This window comes from Gorillibacterium massiliense (assembly GCF_000455485.1).
GTDB classification, from domain to species: domain Bacteria; phylum Bacillota; class Bacilli; order Paenibacillales; family NBRC-103111; genus Gorillibacterium; species Gorillibacterium massiliense.
Map to the genome: position 1 here is coordinate 1 of NZ_CBQR020000098.1, position 26874 is coordinate 26874.

The 26874-nt window shown below is 52.1% G+C and carries 31 protein-coding genes and 1 tRNA gene; 6 read left to right on the forward strand and 26 right to left on the reverse strand.

The window, feature by feature from the left end; genetic code table 11:
* Positions 1-84: 84 nt before the first annotated feature.
* A tRNA-Asn gene (locus TJ79_RS11775) sits at positions 85-160 on the reverse strand.
* A 38-nt stretch (positions 161-198) separates the two neighbouring features.
* Positions 199-663, reverse strand: coding sequence for a SprT family protein (locus TJ79_RS11780; protein ID WP_040950535.1), 465 nt, complete (start codon positions 661-663; stop codon positions 199-201).
* Between the two features lie 193 nt (positions 664-856).
* Here TJ79_RS11780 and TJ79_RS11785 point away from each other — a divergent pair, with 193 nt between their 5' ends.
* Positions 857-1231 (forward strand): hypothetical protein, encoded by a 375-nt coding sequence (locus TJ79_RS11785; protein WP_040950513.1) that lies wholly within the window; start codon positions 857-859, stop codon positions 1229-1231.
* A 119-nt stretch (positions 1232-1350) separates the two neighbouring features.
* Positions 1351-1494, forward strand: coding sequence for a cortex morphogenetic protein CmpA (cmpA, locus tag TJ79_RS27180; protein ID WP_155987854.1), 144 nt, complete (start codon positions 1351-1353; stop codon positions 1492-1494).
* A 297-nt stretch (positions 1495-1791) separates the two neighbouring features.
* On the opposite strand, the gene TJ79_RS11790 is transcribed toward cmpA, so the two are convergent.
* The 6 genes from TJ79_RS11790 to TJ79_RS11815 form a co-directional block, all read right to left on the reverse strand.
* A complete protein-coding gene (locus TJ79_RS11790) occupies positions 1792-2322 on the reverse strand; it encodes a DinB family protein (RefSeq protein ID WP_040950514.1) in 531 nt (176 codons plus the stop codon).
* A 103-nt stretch (positions 2323-2425) separates the two neighbouring features.
* On the reverse strand, positions 2426-4660 hold the full coding sequence (locus tag TJ79_RS11795) for a Tex family protein (protein WP_081756866.1): 2235 nt from the start codon (positions 4658-4660) through the stop codon (positions 2426-2428).
* A 143-nt stretch (positions 4661-4803) separates the two neighbouring features.
* Positions 4804-5154: a type II toxin-antitoxin system PemK/MazF family toxin gene (locus TJ79_RS11800; RefSeq protein ID WP_040950515.1), complete on the reverse strand. Its 351-nt coding sequence runs from the start codon at positions 5152-5154 to the stop codon at positions 4804-4806.
* A 2-nt stretch (positions 5155-5156) separates the two neighbouring features.
* The gene (locus TJ79_RS11805) at positions 5157-5408 is read right to left on the reverse strand and encodes a CopG family ribbon-helix-helix protein (RefSeq protein WP_040950537.1); all 252 of its coding nucleotides are present in this window, start codon (positions 5406-5408) and stop codon (positions 5157-5159) included.
* A 300-nt stretch (positions 5409-5708) separates the two neighbouring features.
* Complete coding sequence (alr, locus tag TJ79_RS11810; RefSeq protein ID WP_040950516.1) at positions 5709-6881, reverse strand: alanine racemase; 1173 nt, start codon at positions 6879-6881, stop codon at positions 5709-5711.
* Positions 6882-7092: 211 nt separating this feature from the next.
* Positions 7093-8490, reverse strand: a complete 1398-nt coding sequence (locus tag TJ79_RS11815) for a hypothetical protein (protein WP_040950517.1) — start codon at positions 8488-8490, stop codon at positions 7093-7095.
* Positions 8491-8552: 62 nt separating this feature from the next.
* Here TJ79_RS11815 and TJ79_RS28440 point away from each other — a divergent pair, with 62 nt between their 5' ends.
* Positions 8553-8678, forward strand: a complete 126-nt coding sequence (locus TJ79_RS28440) for a hypothetical protein (protein WP_272944747.1) — start codon at positions 8553-8555, stop codon at positions 8676-8678.
* Between the two features lie 35 nt (positions 8679-8713).
* Complete coding sequence (locus TJ79_RS11820; protein ID WP_040950518.1) at positions 8714-9511, forward strand: Cof-type HAD-IIB family hydrolase; 798 nt, start codon at positions 8714-8716, stop codon at positions 9509-9511.
* A 28-nt stretch (positions 9512-9539) separates the two neighbouring features.
* Here TJ79_RS11820 and TJ79_RS26660 read toward each other — a convergent pair whose 3' ends face one another.
* The gene (locus tag TJ79_RS26660; RefSeq protein ID WP_081756868.1) at positions 9540-10751 is read right to left on the reverse strand and encodes an N-acetylmuramoyl-L-alanine amidase; all 1212 of its coding nucleotides are present in this window, start codon (positions 10749-10751) and stop codon (positions 9540-9542) included.
* A gap of 145 nt (positions 10752-10896) precedes the next feature.
* On the opposite strand from TJ79_RS26660, the gene TJ79_RS11830 reads away from it, so the two are divergent.
* Positions 10897-11091 carry a hypothetical protein gene (locus tag TJ79_RS11830; RefSeq protein ID WP_040950519.1) on the forward strand — a complete coding sequence of 65 codons (195 nt, stop codon included), beginning with the start codon at positions 10897-10899 and terminating at the stop codon, positions 11089-11091.
* A gap of 117 nt (positions 11092-11208) precedes the next feature.
* Here TJ79_RS11830 and TJ79_RS11835 read toward each other — a convergent pair whose 3' ends face one another.
* From TJ79_RS11835 to TJ79_RS11860, 6 genes are all read right to left on the reverse strand, one after another.
* Complete coding sequence (locus tag TJ79_RS11835) at positions 11209-11652, reverse strand: DUF5680 domain-containing protein (protein WP_040950520.1); 444 nt, start codon at positions 11650-11652, stop codon at positions 11209-11211.
* Between the two features lie 29 nt (positions 11653-11681).
* On the reverse strand, positions 11682-12407 hold the full coding sequence (locus TJ79_RS11840) for a phosphatase PAP2 family protein (RefSeq protein ID WP_155987855.1): 726 nt from the start codon (positions 12405-12407) through the stop codon (positions 11682-11684).
* Between the two features lie 34 nt (positions 12408-12441).
* On the reverse strand, positions 12442-12930 hold the full coding sequence (locus tag TJ79_RS11845) for a YhjD family protein (RefSeq protein WP_040950522.1): 489 nt from the start codon (positions 12928-12930) through the stop codon (positions 12442-12444).
* Entirely contained in the window at positions 12927-14174 is a 1248-nt protein-coding gene (locus TJ79_RS11850) for a DNA polymerase IV (RefSeq protein WP_040950523.1), read from the reverse strand. Before TJ79_RS11850 ends, TJ79_RS11845 begins: the two co-directional genes overlap by 4 nt.
* Positions 14175-15069: 895 nt before the next feature.
* Positions 15070-15294, reverse strand: coding sequence for a hypothetical protein (locus TJ79_RS11855; RefSeq protein ID WP_040950524.1), 225 nt, complete (start codon positions 15292-15294; stop codon positions 15070-15072).
* A 134-nt stretch (positions 15295-15428) separates the two neighbouring features.
* Positions 15429-15800, reverse strand: coding sequence for a nuclear transport factor 2 family protein (locus TJ79_RS11860; protein WP_040950525.1), 372 nt, complete (start codon positions 15798-15800; stop codon positions 15429-15431).
* A gap of 179 nt (positions 15801-15979) precedes the next feature.
* Between TJ79_RS11860 and TJ79_RS11865 the strand changes: the two genes are divergently transcribed.
* Entirely contained in the window at positions 15980-16402 is a 423-nt protein-coding gene (locus TJ79_RS11865; protein WP_040950526.1) for a hypothetical protein, read from the forward strand.
* A gap of 51 nt (positions 16403-16453) precedes the next feature.
* Here the strand turns inward: TJ79_RS11865 and TJ79_RS11870 are convergent, their stop codons facing one another.
* The 11 genes from TJ79_RS11870 to TJ79_RS27570 form a co-directional block, all read right to left on the reverse strand.
* A complete protein-coding gene (locus tag TJ79_RS11870) occupies positions 16454-17551 on the reverse strand; it encodes a hypothetical protein (RefSeq protein WP_040950527.1) in 1098 nt (365 codons plus the stop codon).
* Between the two features lie 352 nt (positions 17552-17903).
* Positions 17904-18965: an MFS transporter gene (locus TJ79_RS11875; RefSeq protein ID WP_052339515.1), complete on the reverse strand. Its 1062-nt coding sequence runs from the start codon at positions 18963-18965 to the stop codon at positions 17904-17906.
* Entirely contained in the window at positions 18952-20136 is a 1185-nt protein-coding gene (locus tag TJ79_RS11880; protein WP_052339516.1) for an MGDG synthase family glycosyltransferase, read from the reverse strand. Before TJ79_RS11880 ends, TJ79_RS11875 begins: the two co-directional genes overlap by 14 nt.
* A gap of 42 nt (positions 20137-20178) precedes the next feature.
* Positions 20179-20625: a divergent PAP2 family protein gene (locus TJ79_RS11885; RefSeq protein WP_040950528.1), complete on the reverse strand. Its 447-nt coding sequence runs from the start codon at positions 20623-20625 to the stop codon at positions 20179-20181.
* A 113-nt stretch (positions 20626-20738) separates the two neighbouring features.
* Positions 20739-21299 carry a DedA family protein gene (locus TJ79_RS11890; RefSeq protein ID WP_081756873.1) on the reverse strand — a complete coding sequence of 187 codons (561 nt, stop codon included), beginning with the start codon at positions 21297-21299 and terminating at the stop codon, positions 20739-20741.
* Between the two features lie 118 nt (positions 21300-21417).
* On the reverse strand, positions 21418-22251 hold the full coding sequence (locus TJ79_RS11895) for an undecaprenyl-diphosphate phosphatase (RefSeq protein WP_040950530.1): 834 nt from the start codon (positions 22249-22251) through the stop codon (positions 21418-21420).
* A gap of 156 nt (positions 22252-22407) precedes the next feature.
* The gene (locus TJ79_RS11900; protein ID WP_040950531.1) at positions 22408-23094 is read right to left on the reverse strand and encodes a response regulator transcription factor; all 687 of its coding nucleotides are present in this window, start codon (positions 23092-23094) and stop codon (positions 22408-22410) included.
* 16 nt (positions 23095-23110) lie between these two features.
* Entirely contained in the window at positions 23111-24568 is a 1458-nt protein-coding gene (locus tag TJ79_RS11905; protein WP_040950532.1) for a sensor histidine kinase, read from the reverse strand.
* Positions 24569-24589: 21 nt separating this feature from the next.
* Positions 24590-25342 carry an ABC transporter permease subunit gene (locus TJ79_RS11910; RefSeq protein ID WP_040950533.1) on the reverse strand — a complete coding sequence of 251 codons (753 nt, stop codon included), beginning with the start codon at positions 25340-25342 and terminating at the stop codon, positions 24590-24592.
* A complete protein-coding gene (locus TJ79_RS11915) occupies positions 25311-26075 on the reverse strand; it encodes an ABC transporter ATP-binding protein (RefSeq protein WP_052339517.1) in 765 nt (254 codons plus the stop codon). The genes TJ79_RS11910 and TJ79_RS11915 overlap by 32 nt, the downstream gene beginning before the upstream one ends.
* An 80-nt stretch (positions 26076-26155) precedes the next feature.
* A partial coding sequence (locus TJ79_RS27570; protein WP_202903317.1) for a hypothetical protein occupies positions 26156-26874 on the reverse strand: 719 nt, incomplete at its 5' end.

Sequence of the window (26874 nt, forward strand, 5' to 3'; positions counted from 1 at the left end):
TTCGAACCCTCGCACCGATTGCTCAGTCTAACCCCTTAGCAGAGGGTCCCCTTATAGCCACTTGGGTATCTCTCCATATAAGAATGGCTCCCCGAACAGGACTCGAACCTGTGACAACTCGATTAACAGTCGAGTGCTCTACCAACTGAGCTATCAGGGAACGGCAAAACCTATGGTAACATAAAAGACCGCCGCCGGTCAAGAACCTGTAATCGGTTCCAGCGTCAGACGGCCCCGGCATTTCCCGCAGACATAGCGTTTCGGGTCTACCTTGCGTTTGCGCAAATACTCCATGGAACAAGCCGTGCAGCGCAACCGATAGCGGTAAGGCTCCGTGTTGCGAGCAACCGGCAAAGACGAACAATAGCGCGAACCTCCAACCAGCTTCAGCAACGCTTTGAAATCGGCATCCCGGTGCTTGAAGCCCCTCCGCGTCAAATGCAAATGATAGTGGCACAGCTCATGCTTGATGATTTTCTCGGTTTCCTCGGCTCCGAAGGTGTCAAAATGCTGCCGGCTGATTTCGATATTATGGGACTTAGTAAAATACCGACCACCCGTGGATCGAAGTCTAGCGTTAAATGCCGCCTTATGCTGAAAAGGACGGCCAAAGCTTTTCAGGGAGACATCCTCCACCCATTTCTGCAGCTGCTCGTTCTCCATTTCCATCCCCCCATCTCTTGAATTGTAACCGCAGGATACGCTACACTGTCAAGAGATACACGCGCCGCCGCGGCGCATGCGAACGCTCGGAAAATCGGCAAGAGCCGGTTATCGCTTCGCCTTCAACGGACTGATAGAGGTTCGTTCAGGATAGAAAAGGCCCATGGGGCAAGGGGAAAGGATATGGTGGCAAATGGCTAACACGGAGCAAGTAATGCGTTACGGCTTGCTGGCGCAAGGAGCTCGGCTGGCATTTGTGGAAATGCCCGAGACCCACATGTATCAGTTGGCGGCTCTGATCGGGCGGCTGCATAAGGAAATCGACAAACTCACGGCCGGAAACAAGCCAGATCTGCCGGTATTCGTTGCCGAGTGCGACAATCTGGAGGTTGCAGACAAAACCGTTCAGGTCTGGACCGGGCTGGACTATATCAATGAACTGGAAAAGACCTTCGCGGCCATCCGGGAGACGGAGTACCCGCTCATCTCGCTTTTGACGGAAATCCGCGCACTGCAGGCTCAGTTGGAGCAATGGTACGAGGAAGCCGAAGAGGCCCGCGCTCTATAGTTCGTTTGCTGAATGACTCGCAGCCTGACGACAACCCCCCCGCTTTCGCTTTTCACCTATCTGGTTCCGCTTCATATACTGAAGCAGAGTCCAGGGATGCCGAAAGGAGCGGGTCACGGATGCCGCAATGGCTCAGCAACCAATTGATGCGGGCTTTTCAAACGAAAAACCGCAAAAAAATCCGTCTGCTAAACGACTGCTGGTTTTTCTACCGCACCCAGAATTGGGACAGCGAAAAAAAGCACCGCCATACATCCAAATAGCATCGCAAAGGCATAAGAAAACCTCTATCGAAGCTTTACAAAGATGAGCGACCGCGTTTCAGAGGTAGGTTTTCTTGGTACAGAATATTTTAGTGCTTTTGCACTTTAGCAAACTTAAACATTCTGTAACGTTAAAAAAACGGGGGCATTCGCCTCCGTTTTTTGACGTATAAGAAAGTATAAACTTCGGAGCAGCGGCTTCCTTATATCGCAAGAAAAACTACCTTTATAAGCAGTCAAGCTTCTTTGCATGTACGTCGATAGACGTTTTTCTTATTTTGTTATACTGCAAAAGTTTTACAAATGAGGCAGATAGCGTTCCTTAAAGATCTCCAAGTGGTGCTGGGTATGCCCATAAATGATGCAGGCTAGGGAAAGAGCGGAAATCTCCTTTTCCATCAGCAAGCCGGAATAGCTCCAAGCTTCCTCGGGCAAGCCTTTGAACAGCGTTAATGACGCTTTCCGTACGGCAACGGCTTCCTCCAGCAAAAAGGCGACGGACAGCCGTTCCGATTTCGCCGAGGCGACGTAATCGTCCTGCTCGAAGCCAGCGAGAGGCGTCCGATCTCCCCGAGCGATACGCAGGGCGCGGCCAGCCATCATGCGCTCCGTGTCGTTGATGTGGCCGAGCAGTTCCTTGATGCTCCATTTGCCAGGCTCGTAGCGGTATGCACCTTGATCTTCGGTAACCGGCCGAAACAACTCCGCAAGCTCCCTCTCTTGCTGCTCCAGTAAGGCGATCAAGTCGCCCTCGGGAACAAGATTAATGTACTTGGAAAAATGTGTGGGATACTCCCCCGCAGTTGGCCGCTTTAACACAGCACCCATGTCTCTTGCCACCCTTTCTCTATAAAAAATAAAAACCGAGATTACGACTATCCTATCGCAACCTCGGTTTATTTACAATACTTGGCAGCTTGTACGCCGCGATTTACTCCGGCTTGCGCATGGTGAGGCTGACGCGGCCTTTCTTCTCATCGATGCCGAGCACCCAGACCGTAACGGTATCTCCGACGGAAACGACGTCCATCGGATGCTTGACGAACCGGTCACTCAGCTGCGAGATGTGGACGAGGCCGTCATTCTTGATGCCGATGTCCACAAAGGCACCGAAGTCGATGACGTTGCGCACGGTGCCGGCCAGTTCCATGCCGGGGCGCAAGTCCTCGAGCTTGAGCACGTCGGTGCGGAAAATCGGCGGCGGCAGCTCCTCCCGCGGGTCGCGGCCGGGGCGCTGCAAGCTGGCGACGATGTCCCCCAGCGTCGGCACGCCGACGCCGAGTCGAGGCGCCAGCTCTTCCGTCGCCACTTCGGTGAGCCGCTCCCGCATCCGGGAAGAGCCGATCTCGCTCCGTTTTAACCCAAGCTCAGCGAACAGACCCTCCACCACCCCATAGGATTCGGGGTGAATCGGCGTGCTGTCCAGCGGATTCTTCCCGCCGCTGATGCGCATAAAGCCGACACACTGCTCGTACGCTTTGGCGCCGAGCCGGGGTACCTTCATCAGCTCCTTACGGTCGCTGAACTTGCCGTTTTCCTCCCGGTGCTTGACGATGTTCTTCGCCAAAGTGGCGTTCACTCCGGCGACATAGCCGAGCAGCGAGGGAGACGCCGTATTCAAATCGACGCCGACATGGTTAACTGCCGATTCTACTACCGCTCCCAAGCTTTCCTCCAACCGCTTCTGGGTCACGTCATGCTGGTATTGGCCGACTCCGATGGATTTCGGATCGATTTTTACCAGCTCGGCCAACGGGTCCTGCAGCCGTCTCGCAATGGAAACGGCGCTGCGCTCGGCCACGTCCAGATCAGGAAACTCCGTCTGCGCCAGCTTGGAGGCGGAATACACGCTGGCCCCAGCTTCGCTGACGATGAGATAGGCCAGCTCAGGCCGACCGATTTCCGCCAGCATGTCGGCGATAATTTGCTCCGTTTCCCGGCTTGCCGTGCCGTTGCCGATGACGATTAGCTCCACGCCGTATTTGCTGATGAGCTCCTTCATCAGCGCCTTGGCTTCCACTTTCTTGTTGTGGGGAGGCGTCGGGTAGGTCACCGCCACTTCTAGTAGCTTGCCGGTATCGTCTACCACCGCCAGCTTGCAGCCGGTGCGGAAAGCCGGATCGACACCCAGCACTGCTTTTCCCTTCACCGGCGGTTGCAGCAGCAGATTACGCAGGTTGCCGGAGAAGATCTTGATGGCATGCTCTTCCGCCGTCTCCGTCATCATGCCCCGCACTTCCCGCTCCACCGCCGGGGCGATGAGCCGCTTGTAGGCGTCCTCCAGCGCATTCGCCAGTACAGCCGAGGTCACGGACTCGCCGCGGATATATTGTCTGGCGATAAAATCACGAATTTTGTCCGTCGCCACGTCCAAATTCACTTTCAAAATCTCTTCCTTTTCTCCCCGGTTGATGGCCAAATTCCGGTGAGGCGGCAGCTTGCGGATCGGCTCGCTGTAGGAATAATACATTTCGTACACCGATTCCGTTTCCGGGTTCTTGGCCACCGTCGTCAGCACGCCGTTATCCTGGGTAAACTTGCGCACCCAGGAGCGTACCTTTGCGTCGTCTGCCGCGATTTCCGCCACGATATCCATTGCGCCCTGCACGGCGTCCTCTACCGTCGGCACGTCCTTGCCGGAGTCGACATAGCGGGACGCTTCGGCTTCAAGTGAGCCTTTGCGCGGCTGGCTTAGCAGCCACTCGGCCAAAGGCTCCAATCCCCGCTCCTTGGCCACGCTGGCGCGGGTTTTCCGTTTTTGCCGGTAAGGGCGGTACAAGTCTTCCACTTCCTGCAGCTTAGCCGCACCCTCGATGGCCGACCGCAGCTCCTCAGTCAACTTGCCCTGCTCGTCGATGAGCCGCACCACTTCGCGCTTGCGCTCCTCCAGGTTATTCAAGTATTGCAGCCGCTCCTCTACGGAACGCAGCTCATTCTCGTCCAGTTCTCCCGTCATCTCTTTCCGGTAACGGGCGATAAAAGGAATCGTATTGCCTTCCTCCAAAAGTCCGACAGCCGCCCGCACCTTGGTTCCCGGCAACTGCAATTCAGCGGCAATCCGCTTTAAAATCCGTTCGCGTACCTGCTTTTTTTCCTCTTCCGTCAAACTGTGTCCGGCCGCAACCAGTGCGGCCTCCTCTACGCCATTTTCCCGAACCAACGTCATTCCTCCGCTCCAATGATTCGTTTGTTTTGTGGAACCAAAAAACGAGGGCTTCCCCTCGTTCTTCCGCATTCTTCTGCAATTTCGTTAAAGTCCTCGTAAACCGCGTAAACTGGCATACGCTAACGAATTCCCCTATGTATCCATTAGAAATCGATGAGCCCCAAGCTGATTTGCAGGGCATCGTCCACTTTGCGCATCAGTTCGTCGTCCAGGTGGGTGATTTTGTCCGTCAGCCGTTGTTTATCAATGGTGCGGATCTGCTCCAAGAGAACGACGGAATCCCGGTCAAAGCCGTGGGAGACGGCATCGATTTCGATATGAGTGGGCAGCTTGGCCTTTTGAATCTGGGCGGTAATGGCGGCAATAATGACCGTTGGGCTAAACCGGTTGCCAATATCATTCTGGATCACCAGAACGGGCCGAAGCCCGCCTTGCTCGGATCCCACCACAGGCGACAGCTCGGCAAAAAACACATCTCCGCGTTTAACGATCAAGGCTACACCCCGCTAACCAAGCGGTTCACGGTGCTGCCTGCGTCTTCTTCCGCCTGGAACGCCTCTGAAGCAATGTGGAGGTTGATTTTGGCCATTTCCATGTAGCCTCTTTGCATAGCGTCGCGCAGCTGCCGTTTCTTGCGTTCAAGCAGGTATAATTTCATCGCCTGGCGGATAAACTCGCTGCGATTGGAGTTTTCCAACTCCACAATCACATCCACTTCCTGAAGCAGATTGTCCGGCAAACTGATCATGATTCGTTTTGTGCTCACATTCGACACTAGCCCGCACCTCCGATAACATTACCCTCATAGTACCATGCCATTTCTGCGAAAAGCAAATTCCTGTATTTAGAATATATGCTTCCAGTATATCAAGTATGTTATACCGAACTGATGGCAGATGCAAGATAAAAGCGGAGGAATCGATGATCGGCATGTGAACGAAAAGGGGCCCAGGGGTCCTTTTCGCTTGCCGGGAAAATCAACGAAAAGGGGCCCAGGGTTCCTCTTCGCTTGCCGGGAAAGTTAACGAAAAAGGCCCCACAGGCCCTTTTAGTAGTGCTGAAGCAGGTTTATTGTCTTTACGACCTCGCCGCCGCGAATATAGACACGGGGCACCCGGTGAGAGATCATGCAGAGGATCTCGTAGTTGATCGTTCCCAGCTCCCGGGCGATATCGTCGGCGGAAATGGTTTCCTCTCCCTGGCTGCCGAACATGACAACCTCATCCTCCAGCCCGATTTCCGGGACGTCGGTTACGTCGATCATGCATTGATCCATGCAGATCGTTCCGATAACCGGAACCTTTTGGCCGCGTACCAAGGCGTAAGCTTTTCCCGTCAGCAGCCGCGAGTACCCATCCGCATAGCCTATCGGCAAGGTGGCGATTTTTTCCTCGTCCCTGCTGGTAAAATACTTGTGCCCATAGCTGATGCCTGATCCGGCCGGCAGCGTCTTCAACATGGAGATCCCCGTTTTCAGGCTCATCACCGGCTGAAGCTGCACAATCTCTTGATCCACCTCATCAGAAGGATACAGGCCGTACATGCTGATGCCGAGGCGCACCATATTATAGCTCAGCTCGGGCGTGTCGATGGCCGCGGCGCTGTTGCCGGCATGGAGGTAAGGAAAATGGACGCCCTTCGTCCGGTAATGCTCCACAATCCGGGAAAACCGCCGATACTGCTCGCGCACGGAGGTTTTATCCGCTTCATCCGCGCAGGCGTAGTGGGTAAACAGCCCTTCCACTTCCACGCCGGGCAAGCTCAGAGCCCGATCGATAAAAGAGATCGCCTGCTCTTCCTCGTACAAGCCCAGCCGGCCCATGCCGCTGTCGATCTTGATGTGGATTTTCACAAGGGGCTCTCCCTCGCGGTATTCCGCCAGCGCCTCAAGAATCTCTTCGCTATACACGTTCAGCGTAATGCCGTACTCCCGCGCCTTGGCGATCCCTTCCACTGGGGTGTAACCCAGCACCAATATCGGGCCGTCGATGCCCGCCCGGCGCAGCTCAAGGGCTTCGTCAAGAAAAGCTGTTCCCAAATAGCTTGCCCCGCAAGCTAGCGCCTCTTTGGAAATCTCAACTGAGCCATGCCTGTAGGCATCCGCTTTAACGATGGCCATCATGCCCACGGAATCAGGCAAAACGCGGCGAAATTCCTGCAGATTGTGCTTGAGCGCGTCAAGTGAAACTTCAATACGGGTTTGCCGATAAAAAGAATCCAATGTATGCACCTTCTTCATTTAATAAGAAAAACAAGCAAAAAGAAAACGCCGAAGCCATCACCGGCTCCGGCGCCCTATTTTATTCAGATCATAAGGCATTTGTCCTTCGCGGACCTCATCATTATGTTAAACGGATCGTAACCGGGTGTCAATGCACGGCGGATGGAATAAACGTGGGCGACAGCCTTGCGGCGGCAGATTTCGCTAACGATTATTTTCCTCCGTCTTCCTCCAGGCTTTGGGAGATGGCGACCATTTCCTCCAGAGGAAGATCCGAGCTGGTGAGACGGAACTGATAACCGTTGTCGACCCAGGTCAAGGTCTTATTGTCCGTTCCGGTCAGGGAACCGATGGTAAATCCAAGGTTAACCATGGTGCCAGGGGTAATGTTTACCTGCATCGCATTTGGGCGGGACATCACCAGCGAGAAGTTATAGGTTCCCTTGTAACGTACCAGCACCGCGGCGTCTTCTCCGATGGTGACTTGATTGACGTCCGCCTGTTCCACGCCTTCCGGCAGCGTGATCGCCGGTACCGTCAGTCCCTGCTCGCCTACGACCACTTCACTTGTCGTATTAGCCGTCGTTCCGTCCACCCCTGCAGAGGACTTCTTCGTTCCTTTTGAAGGCGTCGGCGTCGGTGTCGGGCTCGCGGTAGCGGCGCTGACTGTCGGGGACACGGTAGCCGTGTTTTTCTTGCCGGTATTGGCTTTTCCGCTAGGCGCTGCCGTCATCGTCGGCATGACGCTGGGGCTTTCCGTCGGCTGCACATTGGGACTTTGATTTTCCGTAGGTTGAACGGTAGGCTGAACGCTGGGCTGCAGGCTGGGTTTGGCATTGCCTTTCGGCTTCGTATTGTCAGAGCTATCCGTCCCGGTTTGAGACTGGTCATTGGAATCGGCTTCGCGACTGTCGGCGGAACCGGCGGAATCTGCTAAATCCTCCGTTTTCGGATCGACCGATCCCATTCCCGTCATATTGCGCTGCATATCGAAGGAATCCTTTTCAAACTTGGCGCCAAAGGTAAAATCCGTGAAATCGACGACGACCACCGCGTTGTCATTATGATCCCGCACTTCTACATGTTTCGGCTTGTAGCTTTTCTTGTCCAGCCAAATTTTTTGCCGGGGCAAGGTGACGTTGTTGTAATTCGCTTCAACGTCGAATACCAAATCGTTGCCATCGACAACCAGCTTCCGGTTCTCATCGTTGACGATGCTCTGCACGAGGGATTGATAGAGATAATATTGCCCTTGATTCTTCGGCCATTCGCTTTGGAAACGGAAGCTCTTATTGAGTTGAGGCGTCAGCACAAACACCCCGTCGTCGTTGCGCAGTACGATTTGCGTAATGTCCTTTTTGTCACTGGTCAAGGCGATCCGATAGAAATCCGGACTCTTGTACCACACCTCCACCTGGTACTCCTGAGGCTGCTGACCCGTATTGAGGATCATCCGACCGCTACCCTTATAGCTTTCCAGCTTGGTCACGGTTTTGTTCAGATCCCCTACCACCGCCCCGGCGTCCTTGTTTCCGCACCCCTGCAACGCCACAAGCAAGATTACGGCCACGCTTAGGACCGCCGCCGCCATCCATCGGATCCGTCGCATTCTATCCATCCCTCTCTTCACATCGACTTGTTTTTCAACTGATAACATGTCTATGAGGGAACTTGGACGATTATGCGGACTGGTTTGACAAGCCGGAGCTTGTTCGTGAAAAAGATGTCTGGCAGCTTCTTGGGGCGGATGCTATAATTGGAAAAACTATTTTCCGGCGTGAAGCGCTTCGGCAGTAATGCTGTACAGCAAACATTCCAAAAGGAGGCTTCCGGTGAACCATCGCACGGTTGTCCTTGATCTGGACGGGACGTTCCTAAACTCGCGCAAAATAGTATCCGAACGGAATCTTGCAGCTGTCCTGGCCTGCCATCAAGCAGGAATGAACATCGTCTTCGCCACCGCCCGGCCTTTACGGGGTGTAACTTCGGTTCTGCCCGAGGCACTGCTCCAAATCGCGTCCTTCATTTATTACAATGGAGCCCACATGGTTTGTCCCCGCACGAATATAGAGCTGCACGACTCCCTCCCCTCCTCCGTGACGGCGGATATCATCGACATCTGCCTACAACGTTATCCGCATCTGGAATTGTCTCTGGAGGTACGAAACAACTGGTACTGTCTAAAAGAGTTCGACTATCGAACCGCCATGAACGTAAACGATGAGCCTGCCATAAAATCCTTGTCCGAGCTCAAGCAATGCGAAGCTTCGAAAATCCTCCTCTTCGGCGCCTATGAGGGAACGCCTCTATATGATGAATTTCACGGTCGCGCTAACATTCTGTACACAGACAAAAATCGGCTCATTCAAGTGATGCCGCTCAACGCATCAAAAGAACAAGCCGTAAGAAAGCTAATCTCCCAATGGAGCTGCGAGATGGACGACGTCATCGCCTTTGGCGACGACTTCAATGACATGGGCCTATTTCAGACGTGCGGGTACGCCGTCGCCATGGGAAATGCCATACCGGAGCTAAAGGCCGTGGCCGACGAAGTTACGGACAGCAACGATCAAGACGGAGTCGCCGTTATCCTGGAGAAAATCCTGAAAGAGCAGCCCGCGGGCAGCTGATATTGCTGATGCTACGCTGCAAGATCCGTCAGCGATCCAGCAGTTTGGCGACGATGACCGCAACCTCCGCCCGGGTGATCGGTTCATTAGGCTTGAAGCTGCCGTCTGGATAACCGGACATGATACCTGCGGAGATGACTTTGCGGATGGCCGCCTCAGCCCAATGGCCTTTAATGTCGGGAAACGTCGGCGCAGTCGGTCCCGAATTGGGAGCGTCGGGCAGAGCCAGCGCCTCGGCGATCCCATCTGCCGTGGCCCGGGCCGCTTCCGTAAGAAAAGCGTCGCTTGCCAGCAGAGCGGCATCCGCCGCATTGTCGATGAACCCGTATTCCGCCAGCATGGCAGGCATTTTCGTCAATCTCAGCACAGCGAAATCGGAGCGCTGGCGTCCCCGGTCGGGAAGACCTTGGGCAGTAAAAGCAGCAGCCACATGAGCATGAACAATGCCGCTGATACGATCCGTCTCCGCATCCGTCGTCCCGTTATAGGTATAAGATTCGAAACCGCTGCCTCCCCCGGCATTTATATGAACCGAGAGAAAAAAATCAGCCGGCAGCTTATTGGCAAAATCCGCTCTTGCGGATAAATCCTGAGTCTTGTCCGCACTGAAGGTCGTATCATCGTTGCGGGTCAACCGCACATCGGCCCGTCCCTGGAGAAAATCGGCGATTTTCCGGGAGATGCCGAGGGTCAGATCCTTCTCTTTCAGCGTCCCGCTCACAGTGCCCGGATCCGTCATACCATGGCCGGGATCAATCACCACGATTTTCATCGGCATCAAATCCTCCTCGCGATGAATAGAATAGTACTCTATCAGGTAATTTCCTGGCTCCAGCGTCCCGGCTTCCCGGTCCGCGGTCCAACCGAATTGGGGAGTAAAGGTTTTGCGCACCTCGTAATGCAAATGAGAACCGACCGCTTCTCCCGTGCTCCCTTGCAGCCCAATAACCTGCCCGCGCTTTATGTCCGCCCCTGCCGCTACGGATACCCGATTCAAGTGGCCATAAAGCTGCAGCCTGTTAGAAGCATCCCGCACCGCCACCACGTTTCCGTAACCGCCTAACCCGGAGCCGGTCGCTCCGGCGCCAGCAAATATCACCCTACCGCCGGTAAAAGCCGGTATAGGCGCCTGATCGCTTTTGACCAGATCGATGCCGGCATGAAAGCTACTCACCTGAGTGATCGGGTCTGTCCGCAAACCGTAAGGGCTGCTGATCCGATATCCCTCAAATACACTCATCCAAGATCACCTCCTATCAAAAGCTTATGCTGTAAACCGGTTAATAGGAGCGGCTGGCGCGCACCGACCAATGAAATAGGAACCCATGCAAGAAGGAAAATCCAATCGTATGTCGAAAGCGTTTACATGGAGGTGTAATTGCACGATGATTAAACCCGGTACGATTCTCTCCGCCAGCGCCGATCTCGATAATGCCATGTGGTTCGGCCTGGACGTTTCGGTCTGGCAAAGCGGAAAACTTATCAATCACGGCGGACCGATCGAAGCCATTACCGAACTCAGCGTAAAAATTTGCGGCCAGAAATACTTGCGGCTTATCAGTGAATTTCGCGTGCGATAGAGGCCACCCTCCTGCAATAGCGGCCAGTCAGATTAGTCCGATGCGCCCTTACCCTATATTAAAAAGACAGCGCGAGTTCGCTGTCTTTTCTATTTTCTATGAAATTCGTTTGATCCATTATTTAATCGCTCCGCCATGGAACCTGCATTCATACACTTTCGTCTCTTCATGAAAGATCTCTTCCTGTCCGGTAAACCAATCAAACTCTCCTTGAACCGAGCAAGTGTAAGTGTAAGACCCGCTTTTATAGCTCTCCGGGCCTCGATAAGGCAAATCTTCCGGCACATGCCGCAGCGCCTCTTTTAAAAAGTCGCCGTCAAACCCGTCACTGATCACCCGCCCTACGTAATTCATCGCCCAAAAAGGTTGTCCGTTTTCCCACAGCGCTTCTTCTCCTGCAAATTCAGCGGAACCCAGATACGTATCGATGTATTTCAAATTCCCCTCCGTGTACTCCAGATCGTGGGACTCCGGACGGGACGATGTGGATTCCAGCCCTTTTCCTGCGTAAGTGGCCTTTTTCGCTGCGAGCAAAAATGGGATGACTCCGGGGGTTGTCATTTTCTACTCCTCCTTGATTATTGTTATTCCTATAATTGGCGGCCGTTTGGCCGAAAAAGTGCTGGTTTTAAGCTGAGCAGCGACCCGGTCACGCGGAATACCATTTCTCCCAAAAGAATGCCGGCAGCCGCATCGGCCAATACATGCTGTTTAATGAACAAGGTGGAAAGGATGATCAGCGCGGAAAAGCCGTAAACCCCCCAGCGGAACCGGCGGGGAAGCAGCGCGGAGCCGCGGGCGACCAAGTAACAGGTAAGTACATGAATACTGGGAAATCCGTTATAGGGCTTATCTTCCGCGTAAACAAACCGCACCAGATGGCTGAATAGGCCGGTTCCGATATGCTCCGGACGGGGAACATAGGTCTGGTACGCAAAAAAGATCACGTTGCAGAGCACCATCCCGAGAAAAATAGCCGCAAGGGTTTGGTAATACTGAGACAAGCTTCGCTGCAGAATAATGAAGAGCGTCAGAAACAAGAACGGATACCACAAGGCATAGAACACGGAAAAAGCCGGGATGAACGGAAGCGCCCGATCCAAGGCAGTGGCCAGCACGTGCATCCGAGGCTTCGCATGATTCTGCAGCGCGTATAAGCAGCCTGCCAGCGGAAAGGAAAGCAGATACAGCAGCGGCTTTAGCATTAATCTCTTCAACATACCAGCTCCTTGACTGTCATGATCGGCCATCGCGGGTCCGGTTAACCGCCACTTCCACATTCTAGCAGAGCGGAACCGATCCAGCCACGGTTTCATCGGAAAAACAGTCAAATCTGCCGTGCCGCCCGCATTACGATGGGGCCTGCTGCTGTTGAGAGGCGGCGGTTAGGTTCGCCTGCAAATTGGCCAAGTATTGCGTCAGCATGATGCTGATCTGCGCCTTCATCAAATCGCGGGTAATGCCAAATTTGTCCTGATATCCCCTGCAGGTAAAACTGTAATAATAAATCATATCCTCTTGACTGTCGCCGGTCACCTTGATGGAACGCTGGGACAACTCCCGGCGCAGCCGATGCATATCTTTGCTGATGCGGTCCATCAGCGTCTCCGCCGCGAAGACGAAGAGCTTTTTGAGCAGCATGGACGAACGCGTCATCTCCTTATAGTTGCGCTCCACCATGGTGAGCAAATAAGGAAGCAAAATGTAATCCCGCAGCATCGTCAACTCCTCCGGCGTAGGCCCCGACCGTTTTGCCTCCTGCTTGCGGTCGTACTGCTCCTGATGCTCCGTCATCAGCATTTTGGAGTTCCAACGTTCGTTTCCATCCAGCTTGCTCATTTATAATGTCCTCCAATCTGGCCGGCCCGCTCCCGCGCCACCCCTGCTTCAAGCAGGGAGGACGCCCGCATGATCGCGGCGCTGCCGTACCGGTCTTTAATTCGATCGATGGTCTTTTCCATGCGCAGGGCCTTTACCCGGTCATCGAAAAGGGAAAGTTGAATCAGGTTGTCATCGCTCAAGGAGTTTAGGGATACATAGAGATGACTGACGGGAGAGCCGCTCCAGTACTTGGCAAAAAGGCGCATTACCGGCTCCGCCATCTCATGGGTCAGCGAAGTGGGATGCTGCAGCGTCGTCTGCCGGTTGAAGCTCCACGCCCGGGTGCCGTCGGTTTCCACCGCTCCCACGGAAACGACCCGGCCCATGTTGCCATGGCGTCTGGCCCGGCGGCACACCTCCACCACCAGCTCGAGAAGCACCACCTGAATGTCGGCCAGGTTCCGGTACAGGCTGGCGCGCAACGTTTTCCCGTGGCTGACGGACTTCAGCTTGTTGCGGATCTTCGCCTGCACCGGGCTCGGGTCGATCCCCCGGGCGGTCTGCCAGTAGTAATCCGCCTGGATGTCACTCTGCTTGCCCATCTCCCGACGCATCTTCCGGCGGAATTCCATTTGATCCAGACGGGCGATATCGCCGATCTGCGTGAAGCCCATACGGTTGAAGTGGAACGTCATGCGCGAATTGACCATGAACATCTGGTGCACCGGCAGCTGCCACAGCTCCTCGATGTTGTGCGGGCCTAAGGTAAACACGCCATCCGTCCGCTTTTTGGCGAAATTGTCCGTGGCCATTTTCGCCAGTATTTTCGTGGGGGCGATCCCCACTCGGGACCAGACGCCAGTGGAAAGCTTCACCCGGGTTTGAATGCTGCGGGCGATATCCAAGGGATTCCCCATGCCGGTCACATCGAGAAACTGCTCGTCGATACTGTAAGGCTCCACTAAATCGGTAAAGGTTTCGAATATGCTGCTGATCAGCATCGAGACGTTGACGTAGGTCTGCATCCGCGGGCGGATCACCGTAAGCTCCGGGCACTTGCCCAGGGCTTCGCCTACCCGGGAAGCGGTGGTGACCCCCCGGGCTTTAGCCAAGGGGCAAGCCGCCAGGATGATCCCGGATCTCCGCGACGGATCGCCCACGGCGACGGGCCGATTCTCCAAATCGGGGTGGGCCGCCTTCTCCACGCTGGCGTAAAACGACTGGCCGTCCACCAGCATGATGACGCGCTCGTTTGCGGCCATAGCTGCGCCTCCAAAAATAAGAACATGTGTTTGCTATTATTATATGCGAACAGATGTTCTTTATTCAATGGAGAAAAAAAGGAATTATGCCCAAGGATAAACGATTGACTCCGTCCATACAGGACGAGCGACGTTTACCGTAGCGGCATAAGGCAAAGCATGAGTAAATCTTATACTTACTTATAGAGCAAAGTCATAACCACCGGCTTAGCCGGTGGCTTCCATCAGCCCTCTCTATAAGGGCATGGTACAAGCCAGCGCCTCAAAAGCGCACTGAAGATCTGCCAACCGCGGAACTTCCACAGGCTAGCCCCTAAAGGGCTCACGTTGCCTACCCCCTGCCCTTATTGGCTGACTCCCCCGTAAACAATCAATGAGCTCGTTCTATTCTCGAATACCTACCTGCATGTGGACGTGATCCTACGTGGGGCTTGGGACAGCGTTGTGGCGAATACCTGCGAAAATGCAGGTAATATCAACAAAATTGGCCCATTTGAAGAAATAACTGTGATTGTACAGGTATTTTTGTCCCATGGTTATGAATGAAGAGTTTGAGCTCGAAATACCTGTAAGTTTGCAGCTATTGCAAAGACTCCCCTCACGGGAAGAAAAATACCTGTAAGTTTGCAGGTATTCATCCACTCGCTCTTCGCTTCCTGCTCGGCATAATGGTACTTATTGAGACAACTCTTATCCATCCTGTAATCTCCATAGATTTCATATGTGCTGTTGGTAGACCGGCATTCACTTCATGATCAATTTCAAAGGATTTTCTACTCATAGCTTTTAGCTTTCCTGAACCCCCAGTCGAACTGGGAGGGTGTTATACAAAAAGACCCCTGCATGTTCGGATGAACATGCGGGGGCCGCTCCAGGACAGGGCGATGCTGCAGATTTATTTGGATGAGGTTTTTTCTTGCGATGCGGTAGCCTGTGCCGACTTTCCGTCCACATGGGCTTCAGCCAGCATGTAAATCACCGCCGACCCTACCGCTCCGATCAGGCCGACGATCTTGGTTGTCGTGTCGTCTCCGGCATTCACCAAGACGCATATGCTTGTGACCACAGAAGTGATGAGCGCCCAAAACTTCCGGCTTCCCAGCTTTTGCTTCCAGTTCACCCCGGTTCCCCCTTTACAGCGCAGCAACCTGCGGCCGGGCCATCCAGCCGCGCTGCCTTTATCTTAACTATAATGGGGCGAAGGCAGGCATATGCCCACCGCCGGTTTTATTTTAAAAGCTACTAATACGCCTTTTACTTGTATGGATAATAGTGTGGTATTTTAGATTGAAACTCTTTTAAATTCACAATCAAGTTATCGTTATTAAATTCAATTAATGATACACCATCAAATTCCCCAACTTCTGCATCATAATCACATTTAAAGTACCATTCAACAGCAGTTAAATGGCCTTGATGAATAAGCTGCTTTATATTCCAAACCAAAACTGTTCCACGCTTGTTCCAATCTTCAAACCAACTTTCTATTGTGTCTAATCCGTGATATTCAGGTCCATAACATTCCGTATAGACAATGTTTGGGTCGAAGATTTTTCTTAATATTGCATTGTTTTTGTTAATCCAAGACTCAAAATAGTTTTCTATTACCCGTTCTCGTTCAATCATCGTATCCCCCCTAATGTTAGCAAAAGGTAACATATGGATTACCTTTATGGACTATATGTTCAAAGGCTACTCCCTGCGAAAATCGGCTGAGATAATATCAACATTCACCATTAAAAGATTATATAATGGTCGTATATGGCGTTTTCGACTAAATATGCCAGCGATTTAAGGAGGTCGTTATGCAAGATTTTGCAATGTCGATGATATGGTTTTGGATTTGCTATTTCCTAGTGACCATAATTGGAGTTTTACATACCGTATTTAATATTTATGTGTTAAAAATGAGTCCAATGGACGAAAAAGGCATGGGGGAGGGATATGAAAAAACAAAGCCTTGGCACCCTCTTTATAATATCATTCTTTTTTCTATATTTGGTTGGCTCTACATACAAGGTTTATCTGCGCCAACTCTTGAAGAAGCCCTTATTACCGGTGCCATATGGGCGGGAGTTTGCATTGTATTTGATGTTTTGGGTTGGGTGATCATTAAACATCCTTGGAGCCTTTCTTTCAAAGAATTCTATGTGGATTATCAGCCATGGATTACCCTTATCTATGCAGCCATTTTTATGGGTCCTGTAATAGGATACTTTTTCGTATAATACGAACATTTCGCAGATTCGCGAAGTTGTTATGTTTCCAAGGATCGCACGTTAGAAATTCATGGAAGTGTTGACCAATTGCTCCGGGATAATGTCTAGGTCTTCCAGTGAAGGGGCAATCAGGATGTCTTTGTTATTTGTAAGATCCCGAATGTACAACCCATAATCGGTGTAACCCTTAATCGTTCGCAAATCATTTTCATTTGGATCGTACCGCGGCTTGGAATACAGCAATTGTTGCGGATTAAGAAACATTGGATAAAACATCATGTCTCCCAATTTTTCCGTTTTCCCACTCTCTACATCATATTTGTACGTTGAATGATGGAAAGTATATAGGATCTCATAGTCGTCCCATTGCGATACCCAAACGTTATAGCCGCGTTCGGCACTATGCAATTCCTTATCCGTTAATTTCGGCATCATTACTTCTTTCAACACTTTCTTTTGTTCAAGATCATAGATTACAAAAGCATTATCATGTGCTGGTACATCTTGCATGGAATACACAATCTCATGGTGATCTGGCGAGAAAATCACGTTTTCGAAGTAGGAGAGATTCTTCAATTGGATAGGCTGCCCATCGGCATCCAAGGTTTGATGGTAGTACCATTGATCGTTATCAAACGAGAGATATGAATTGAAGTCGGGGGCCAAGATGATATCATGCTGGAAATCGCGTACTTTTCGGTTGTTCAAGTTCATGATTTCGTAGTTTCTATGATTCAAACCATATACAGAACTCCCGTCTTCAGATATTTGAAAAACGTGAAAAGTAGATGGAGTTAGATACTTATCCTTAACCCCCCATTCAGGCATTACATCTTCCTTCCCATTCAAAGCATCCGTCAAATTGATAAAATTATCACTATTACTCTGAAAAGCTGAAGCAAACAACCATAAAGCGGACTCCGATGCTGACTGCGCACCCCCTTCATCGTTAGATACGTCGGTCGTTGCCGGGCTATTCGAAGGTTCCTGCCGGTCAGCATTTCCAGGTATCGGTGTTTCTACGCCATCTTTTAAGGTCATCTGTTTAGCCATCGCGATCCCGGATTCAGAGGTCTCCGCTACCGTTGAATGAGCTGAACAAGATGTGAGCAGTAATAAATAACAAAATAGAAGGAACACACAAAATTTTTGGACCATTGATTAGGGAACCTCCTGTTCGCGCGTTTATCCTCGCTTCACATTCGTGAATACTAAAATAGACGGAATTTTCCAGGAAATGTTTCCCTGATCGGAACACTGCCGCAATCAAAAGAAGAAGACCCCGACGAAGGGATCTTCTTGTGTGGTATTAGTCTGGCAACATCTCTCTCGCGTAAACCTGCAATCAGTCTGTCCATTTTGGGTTTTGCCTAAACCGTAACAGTCAATTAAGTATTTTTTAACCGAACGTGCCTCATGCGCTATCCAAAGTGCCGGACGCCCGAAAACAGGTAGTAACAAGCCATGCTCGCAAAGAGTGCCGCCGCCAGCCAAAAGGGGATGAAGCTGTTCAATTGCTGAGCCAGCCAACCGCCCAGAACCGGACCTGCCACAACGCCCACCCCGATCCCACTGATTCCTTGGGCACGAATGCGGAAAGATACGTGTTCCAGGCAGGGAGTAAAGAGGCGTAAGAGGCGCCCAAAATAACGGAGAGAATGACCGCTTCCATAAAAGAGCGGGAAAAGGTCAGCCCGAACAAGGATACGGCGAAAACACCGAAGCCGCCGACCAGAAACCATTTGCCGCCAAGCCGGTCCAACCCCCTTCCGGCAGGAATCAGAAAGAGTAGGACGGAGGCTCCTCCGGCCATCATGCAGATCGAAAGCTCGGAATGGCTGAGACCGATATGCTTTGTCGCAAAAGGCGAAAGCAGCGGAACCAGCAAGCCTCCGGCCGTGGTTTGCATCATCATGCACGGCAGGACAAAACCCATCTTCGACATTTCCCCGGCGAACAGCCGGACTTGTTCCCGAAAGGAGGGTAAGGAACGGGGCGGCTGGACGGAACCTTTTTTTGCCGCCGCTACGAGAAACAGACAGCCCAATAACAGCCCGATCAACCCGTAAAACACGATTTGAAAGCCCTTATCCATTAAAAAATTCATCAGCACCGGGCCGAGGCCAAGTCCGCACATCCAAACCAGATACATGGTGCTCATCTGCGTTCCCCGAGACTCCTCCCGGATATTGCTGAGGCAAACGAGCCATACCGGCGACCCGCCGATGCCGAGAAGGGCAGTGGCCAGCAAGATCGCCCACGCGCCAGGGGCCTGAAGCACAAGCAGCAAGCTTGCGCACGAAAGCAGAATCCCCACCGCCAAAACCTTCCGGGAGGAAATGCGGTCGATCAAATAACCGGCTATCGCTTTCACGGCGTTATCCGCAAGGTAGTGGATGGATATGGCCAACCCCACGACGGACATGGAAAAATGCAGCCGCTCGGTGGCATAAATCGGCAGGTACGAAACGATAAACGCACCCCGGACGAATTCGATCAAAAATAATAAAAGCAGATAAACGGCCATTCCCGAAGATTTGGTTCCCTGGATCCAGCCCTTAACGAAGCTCATTGACGACTTGCCTTTCCTGCGGGAGCGCGCTTGAGCCCTCTTTCTCTTTTGCAAGAGGGGCGTTCAGCGTCTTCATGATCTCCCGAACAATGAATTCCGCCGCCGGCCGATCTGCCGATAACAATCTTCCCTTGCCGCCCGCATGGCCGAAACGCCTCTTCCACTGCATGGCCTCATGAACCGCTGTACCGATTTCCGCCGAGGTATTCGCAATCCGCACAAATCCTTTTTCGCTCCAATATTCCGCATTGCCTTTCTCCTGTCCGGGAAGCGGACGATAAACGACAACCGGCAGCCGCAGTGCTCTTGCTTCCGCCAACGTGATCCCCCCTGCCTTCGTAATCAAGCACGATGAGATGGACATCAGCTCTTCCATGGCTTCGACAAAACCGAACACGTGCACATGCTCGAAAGCGGCAAAAGATTCGGTGCTCTCCCGATGGAGCCGCGCATTCCTCCCGCACACGAAAAGGATTTCCGCGTCCGCCGGCCGAAGGCTTTCGACAATTTTCAATGCGTCCGGCATGACGCCGTATGCGCCGGCCATGACGAGAAGAATCGGCCGATCCGAAGGCAGCCGATACTTCATCCGCACCTGCCCGTCGGAAACGGCTCGGTCAAAGCCGGGCCGGACCGGAATCCCGCTTACGCAAATGCGCGAGCCGCTGACCCCACGGCCGATCAAAATCCTTTTCAAATCGTCCGTGGCGACGAAATAGCGGTCCGTCCGGGGATGAATCCAGCGGTTATGCAGGACGTAATCCGTGACGATCGTCAAACAGGCGATGGGGTCCCCCGACTTTTGAATGAGATGGGACATAGCCAAAAAGGGAAACGTATGAATGACGGCATCCGGCTTTTCCTTTTCGGCTAGCTCTTTCATCCTTGCCGCGCCTAAAACATGCAGCCACCGGTTGAAGCGCCCGTTAGGTTGGAACCTATTGGTCAACGAGTAAAGCCATCCGTAACCTTGCGGAAAATAGATGGACCCTTTGAAAAAGGCAAAGCGGAAAAAGGATTCCATCATCGGATGGGATTCCGCAAAGGCATCCACCAGCTTCACCTCAAACTCGCCCGTATCCGCCAAATACCGCTCCATCGTACGCGCCACTTGATAGTGCCCATCGCCAAATTTGGCATAGACGATCAAAATCTTTCGTTTACTCTCCATGCTACCGCTCCCTATCATTCTGCATGACATGCGGATGATTGACTAAAGGATAAATCTTAGAAGAATACTTACAACCAAGCCAAGCACCGCCCCTGCACATACCTCGCTGGGACGATGCCCGAGCATTTCCTTTAACGTAGAGACGGCCTCCTGCCCATTCTGGAAAATGGGAATGACCCGCGTCATTCGGTTGAGAATGGAAGCGTGGGTGCCTGCTTGCCGTCTGACCCCCGCTGCGTCGTACATGGTTATGATACTGAACATGGCGGCAACGGCAAACAGCGAGGAGGAAAACCCGTCCTTCATGCCGACAGCCGCAGCCAAAGAAACGACAGCCGCCGAATGCGAGCTGGGCATTCCTCCCGTGCTGAAAGCCAGCTTCACGTTGATATGGCCCGTGGAAAAGAAGTGGATCGGAACCTTTACGATTTGGGCCGTAAATACGGATATCAACGCCGCGAACAACGGAAAATTGACAATAGAATTCAAGTTGTGTTTGCCCTCCTTGCCATAAGCCAGTGGTGAATGATCAAGATTGAACCGAGATGGCATTCGTCTCGAATCCCAATCCGCCGTCCGCCTTCGATTGGGTCAGAATTGCCTTATTCAAGAGAACTCCCTCCCCTATCTTGATTTGCTTTGCCTTTCCTCTTTCGCAAGAGCCAATAGATCAACAAACCGACAACGAGAACCGCCACTCCGTAACTGATAGGGTGCAGATAACTCTCGACTACATTCCGGTTTGACCCTAATTTATATCCCGCATAGGCCAGCGCCATATTCCAAGGAATACAGCCCAGCAGGGTGAAAATCAAAAATCTTCGGAACCGCATGCCTGCAATCCCCGCCGGCAAGGAAATAAACGTCCGGATGAACGGAAGATTCCTCGTGAAAAACACGGTGGCTTCCCCGAAGCGGGCAAACCAGCGTTCCGCCTGCTCGAAGTGGGAGGGGTTGAACAGAACGTACTTCCCATAACGGGCAAGCCATTTTCTACCGCCACGCACTCCCACATAGTAAGCGATGATAGAACCCGTCACATTCCCGAGCACGCCAGCGAGCACGACCTGCCAATAGGACATCGAACCATTCGCCACCGCGACGCCGCCCGTCAGCATAATCACTTCGCTGGGCAGGGGAATGCATGCACTCTCTATTACCATACCGACAAAAATTCCATATATTCGTAAAGAATCGATTAATTGTACCGCTGTATTTGAAAACCACTCCAGAATTGAGTGCAACTCTATCCCACCTCCTCGATTTAAGCCCCCTCTTTCCTCATTGCCCGGAAATCAATAGATAGGCCAGGAATACCGCGGCAAGTCCGAAGCGGTAGTAAGCGAAAGGCGCGAGCTTCAGCTTCTCCAACAGTTTCAAGAAGGAGATGACCGCAAGAAGCGCAACGATAAAGGCCGTAATAAACCCTGTGGCGAAAAATCCTGCATCGGATGCGGTCAGTGCGCCGGCGTTCTTGATCAACTCGAAGCCGCTGGCGGCCACCATCATTGGAATGGCGATGAGGAAGGAAAAGTTCGTTGCCGCCCGGTAACCGACCCCGAGCAGCAGCCCGCCGGCGATGGTCGCTCCCGAACGGGAAAACCCGGGCCACAGCGCCAAGCATTGAAACAGCCCGATCAAAAACGCCTGTTTATACGACAGCTGATCCATGGCCGCAGCCTCGACCCTGGCTTGTTTTTTCTGGCCGAAGAGCATGAAGCCGCCCCCCAGCACCAAACCGACAAGAACCGTGTACGGAGAAAATAGATAGGATTTGATCACCGAATTCAGCAAGAGGCCTAAAACCATGGCCGGCAGACAAGCTAAAATCACGTGGAGCAGATTCAACTTATGGTCCGTTACGGAAATCCCATCGGCATCGGAACCCGGCGCAAGACGAGTAAAGCCGAGCAGATTGAGGATTCGGCGCCAATAAATCACGGCAACAGCCAGAATCGCGCCGAGCTGAATCACAATCTCGAAGGTATCCGCTTTGTCGCCGGTAAAGCCAAGCAATTTTCCGGTCAAAATGAGATGTCCCGTCGAGGATACAGGTAAAAATTCCGTCAATCCCTCCACAATGCCTTGGACAACGGCAGTAAACAGATCATGCATATAAACAGGCACACTCCCTTCGCGTTAGAGGCATCTTAAATGGGCTAATCCTACTGTAATGCCGAATCCTCAACTGGGAATAAACCGTATCTTAACTTTTTATTAACGGCACGTTGAAACAAAAAAAAGCCCGACCAAAAAACCGGTCAGACTTCCTTATCCTTTAAAGCGGTAGCCAGCTCCCCAGACGGTCTCGATGTACTCCGGGTTGCCTGAATCCCTTTCGATTTTTTCCCGAATTTTCCGAATGTGTACGGTCACCGTCTGCAGATCACCCAAGGCGTTGATCCCCCAAATCCGTTCAAACAGATGCTCTTTGCTGAACACCCGATCCGGATGAGCGGCCAGAAAATAGAGTAAATCGAACTCTTTTGTCGTCAGCACGGTCTCTGCTCCGTTTATGAACACCTTTCGAGTGTCGAGATCCATGTAAAGTCCGCGGATATGCAGGTCGTTGTTCGGCTCCTTCGCGCCAACCAACCGGTCGTACCTCGCTATGTGCGCCTTCACTCTGGCGACCAGCTCAGCGGGCTTAAATGGCTTGGTAATATAATCGTCAGCCCCGAGACCCAGCCCCCGGATCACGTCAATATCCTCGCTGCGGGAGGTGACCAATAGGATGGGGATGTTTTTCACTTCCCGAATTCGTTTGCACACCTCAAAGCCATTCATTTTCGGCAGCATGATATCGAGAATGATCAAATCGTATTCGCCGGTCAGGCCCTTGTTCAACCCCGTCTCGCCATCTTGCGCCATATCCGCTTTAAATCCGCTGATCTCCAAATAATCCCGCTGCAATTCCGCTATGGATACATCATCTTCAATGAGAAGGATAGTCTTCATTTTATGATCATTCCCTTTATGTGATAGGTAGAGACAGGGTAATCGTCGTTCCGATGTTCAGTTGACTCGAAGCTTTGATGAAACCGCCATGCTCTTCCATGATTTGTTTCGCGATAGCAAGGCCAAGACCGCTGCCGCCCGTATGGGCATTCCGCGATTCATCGGCCCGGTAGAACCGCTCGAAAACATGCTGCAGCGCCTCCGGCTCGATCCCTGTTCCATTATCCGATATCTCAAGCACGGCGGCATCTTCATTCCGATAAGCGACCATGCGGATTTGCGGATCGGCTTTATCCATGTGCCTCAAGCTGTTTTGAATGATATTATTCAGTACCCGTTTAAAATGATCCCGATCCATGGAGACGGTGATTCCCGGAGCAAGCCGGATGTCCGCTGCGAAGACGATCTTTTTCTTGTCCAGTTCGAATTGCAGCTCCTCGGACCAATCCCGGAGGAAGGAATGGAGATTCACGGTTTCAAAGCGAAACGGCAGCCGGTTCAAGTCCAGTTTGGAATACAAGAAGAGCTCGTCAATCAAATGGTCCAGCTCATCCGCTTTAACCGCAATGGTCTGCATGTACCTAGAGGCTTTTTCCGGTGTATCCGCAACGCCCTCCATCATGCCGCTGATATATCCTTTGATGGCCGTAAGCGGCGTCTTTAAATCATGGGATATATTCGCAATCAATTCCTTGCGGTTCTCCTCATATTGCGTTTGAACTCGGATGGACTCCTGCAAGCGGGAACGCATCTCCTCGAATGCGACGCCAAGTTGGCCGATCTCATCGTTTCCCGCGACCCTCAACTGAAAGTCTAAATCGCCCTCTTTGATCTTGCTGGCAGCGCCGCGCAGCGCTTGCAGCGGCCGAATGATTTTTTTGGACATGAAGGTCGTAAGCAAGAAGTGGGTTCCGATCAAGATAACCAAGAGAGCGATAAATAAGGTCGGGAAGTATTTGCGTACGAAATAGGTAATCGGGTTGATTTTCGACAGGAGAAATACGGTTCCCTGCCCCTGATCCCGGTATTTAAAATCGATCTGCACGTACTGATACTCCTCGTTTCCCACCTTCTTGGCTGGAAAGCGGGTGAACGCATCGATCTTATTGAACGGAGGCAGATCTTCGGTTAGTGCCGGATTTTGCCGGAAGCTCTCCGATTCGTAGGTAATCGTATCGTTAATCCGGATAATCAAGCCGGACGCTTTCTTTTTCAGCTCCGTCGTCATCTCATCCAGGTAGCTGTTGTCCAGCAGCACATCCGGATCGTGCTGCACCGAACGTTTGATTTCTTTTGCCGCATGCTTTACCTCGTCATTGTCAAACATGCCTTCGGTCGATTCGTAGATCCCTTTGATGTTTTGCAAATCTCCCCGGTAAAAGGTGACCATGAGCAAAAAAACGAGAACGATGGAGACAAGCGGAATGACGAGCATGGCCGCATAAGACAGCAGCAGTTTTAGCCGAATGGACATTCAGAGAACTCTCCTCTGCAATTACGCCTCTTTGCGATCAAACATAAGATATCCGAGAGAAAAAAACAAGACAAACCAAGAGAAGATAAACAAAAATGTATTCATCAGGGTGGTGAAGCCCGTCGAATGACTTAACCAGAGCACATACCAATCCGAATAGGAAGTAAGCGAGAAAGCGGAAAAGACAGAACTGAAAAAGGGAAGAGCTTTAGCTGCCACGTACAAAAGGATGGCGAACACCATGTAGCCGGTGGGGTTTTGAAACCACTGGGCGATCCAGGCGAACAGCGCGAATAAAGCCAGCATGACGAAAAAAGCCGCTAAATAGGCTTTCATATAGCCAAACCAGTCCCCAACGGATAAATCAACGGTCCGCGACTCCACATAGGTGCAAGCCATCGAAACGAAAAAGAGCATGACGAACAGGAATCCCATCGCCGTTGCCGCAGCCATCATTTTGCCCGTAAACGCCTGAAAGCGCGTGATGGGCCGTAAAAGCGTCAGCTTCAGCGTCCGCGCCGCCGTTTCACCGGGAAACAAGTCCGCGGTCGTCATAAAGATAAACAGAGGAATCCAAAAAATCGTATAAAGGCTAAGCAGCATGACGGGAAAGCTGACCGTAAGACCAAATACGCCCATCGACTTTTGCAAGGTATGATAAACAAGGGCAAACAAGATCGGCAAACAGGCGGACAGCACCATAAAACGAGTCGTCTTCTTGCGCAGCCGCATCAGCATCCATTCATTTTGCCAGGTTAACCAGATGGCGTGCACGGTCGGACTCCTCCTCTTTGGCCCGGCTCAGCCGGCCGATATAATAGTGTTCCAAGGTTTGGCTTTCCTGCAGCAAATCCTTGACTTCCCCTTCTTGAATCAACTCTCCGCCGTAGATAATGCCCACCCGGTTGCACAATTGTTCAAGCTCGTGAATCATATGGCTGGAAAGAATAAAGGTCGTGTGTTTTTCATCCGCCATCTTCCGCACCAACTCCCGAAACCAGACGATGCCTTCCACATCCAAGCCATTGGTGGGTTCATCCAGAATGATAAGCTCGGGATTCGGTAAAATCGCAGCGGCTATCGCTAATCGCTGCTTCATGCCCGTTGAGAAATGCTTGATTTTCTCTCTCGCAAACGCCTCTAATCCGACGGAAACCAGCACATCCTGAATATCCTTGGCCGTCAATTCCGGATAGTAGCGGGCCACCATCCGCAAATATTGTTCCGCATTGATATAATCGTAAAAATCGGCGGATTCGATCATGCATCCGACACGGCTTAGCGCCGGCGTTTTGCGCTCATCCAAGGATTCTCCGAACAGGGACACCGTGCCTGCGTCGGAGTGAATCAGGCCTGTTATCGTTTTTAAAAGAGTCGTCTTCCCCGAGCCGTTCGGACCCAGCAGTCCATAAATATCACCTCGATGGAGACATAGGCGGATCTGCCGGATTCCCCGCTTGTTCCGATAAGATTTCGTAAGCTGATCCACTTCCAAGATCGGTTTCACATTTATCATGCCCCCTAAACAATTCCGGCAGATCCGGCAATTCCTTGCCAATCTGCCGGAGCCTTCATCCTATCCTCTTGTCAAAATCGCCGTGTTCGGTGTTTCACCTGCTCCACTTTTTTTCCGCTCAGGTCAATGGAATCCGGGGTGGTTTGGTTGGCATTTTGCAGTTGAACATGGAGCTTCATCGTTAGCTCATGAGTTGCGTTTGCCGCATCCTGCCCTGTAAAAGTTACCGCTACCTGCTGATCGGTGATGAGATGATCCCCGTTGACATCGGCCTCAATGTCCACTTGCTTCAGTTGAATGTTCTGCGTCAAATCCACTTTGGCTGCATCCCGCAATTGATTTTGGATGATTTCCTCGGGGTCCGTGCCATGCTCACCCTGCTTAGCGGCGAAGTGCTTATCCTCCGGATGCGTCAATTGCTGGATGAGAAGCGGCGCAGCGGCTTGCAGGATGGCCGGAATTTGGGCTTGGTCAAGAGACAGCGATATATGGGAGAGTCCATCCTTACCATCGGTGAGCTTCACTTCATTTTTCAAATTCCCGACGGCCGCATCGATGATCGTCTCCGCTTGCTGTTGAAACCAATTGGACTGATCCTTATCCTTGGCCTCTTGCGCGTCCGGGACTTCCTGCTCCGCTTTCTCGTAGTAAGTATCGCTTGCGCTCGTTTTCCATATAACACCGTCCTGCTGCCGATAGAACTCCACCATCGACTCGCTCCCGGCACCACCGATCTGCAGCTTTCCGCTGGACGTTTCCTTGCTTAGATCCGCTTTGAACAACCCGTTTC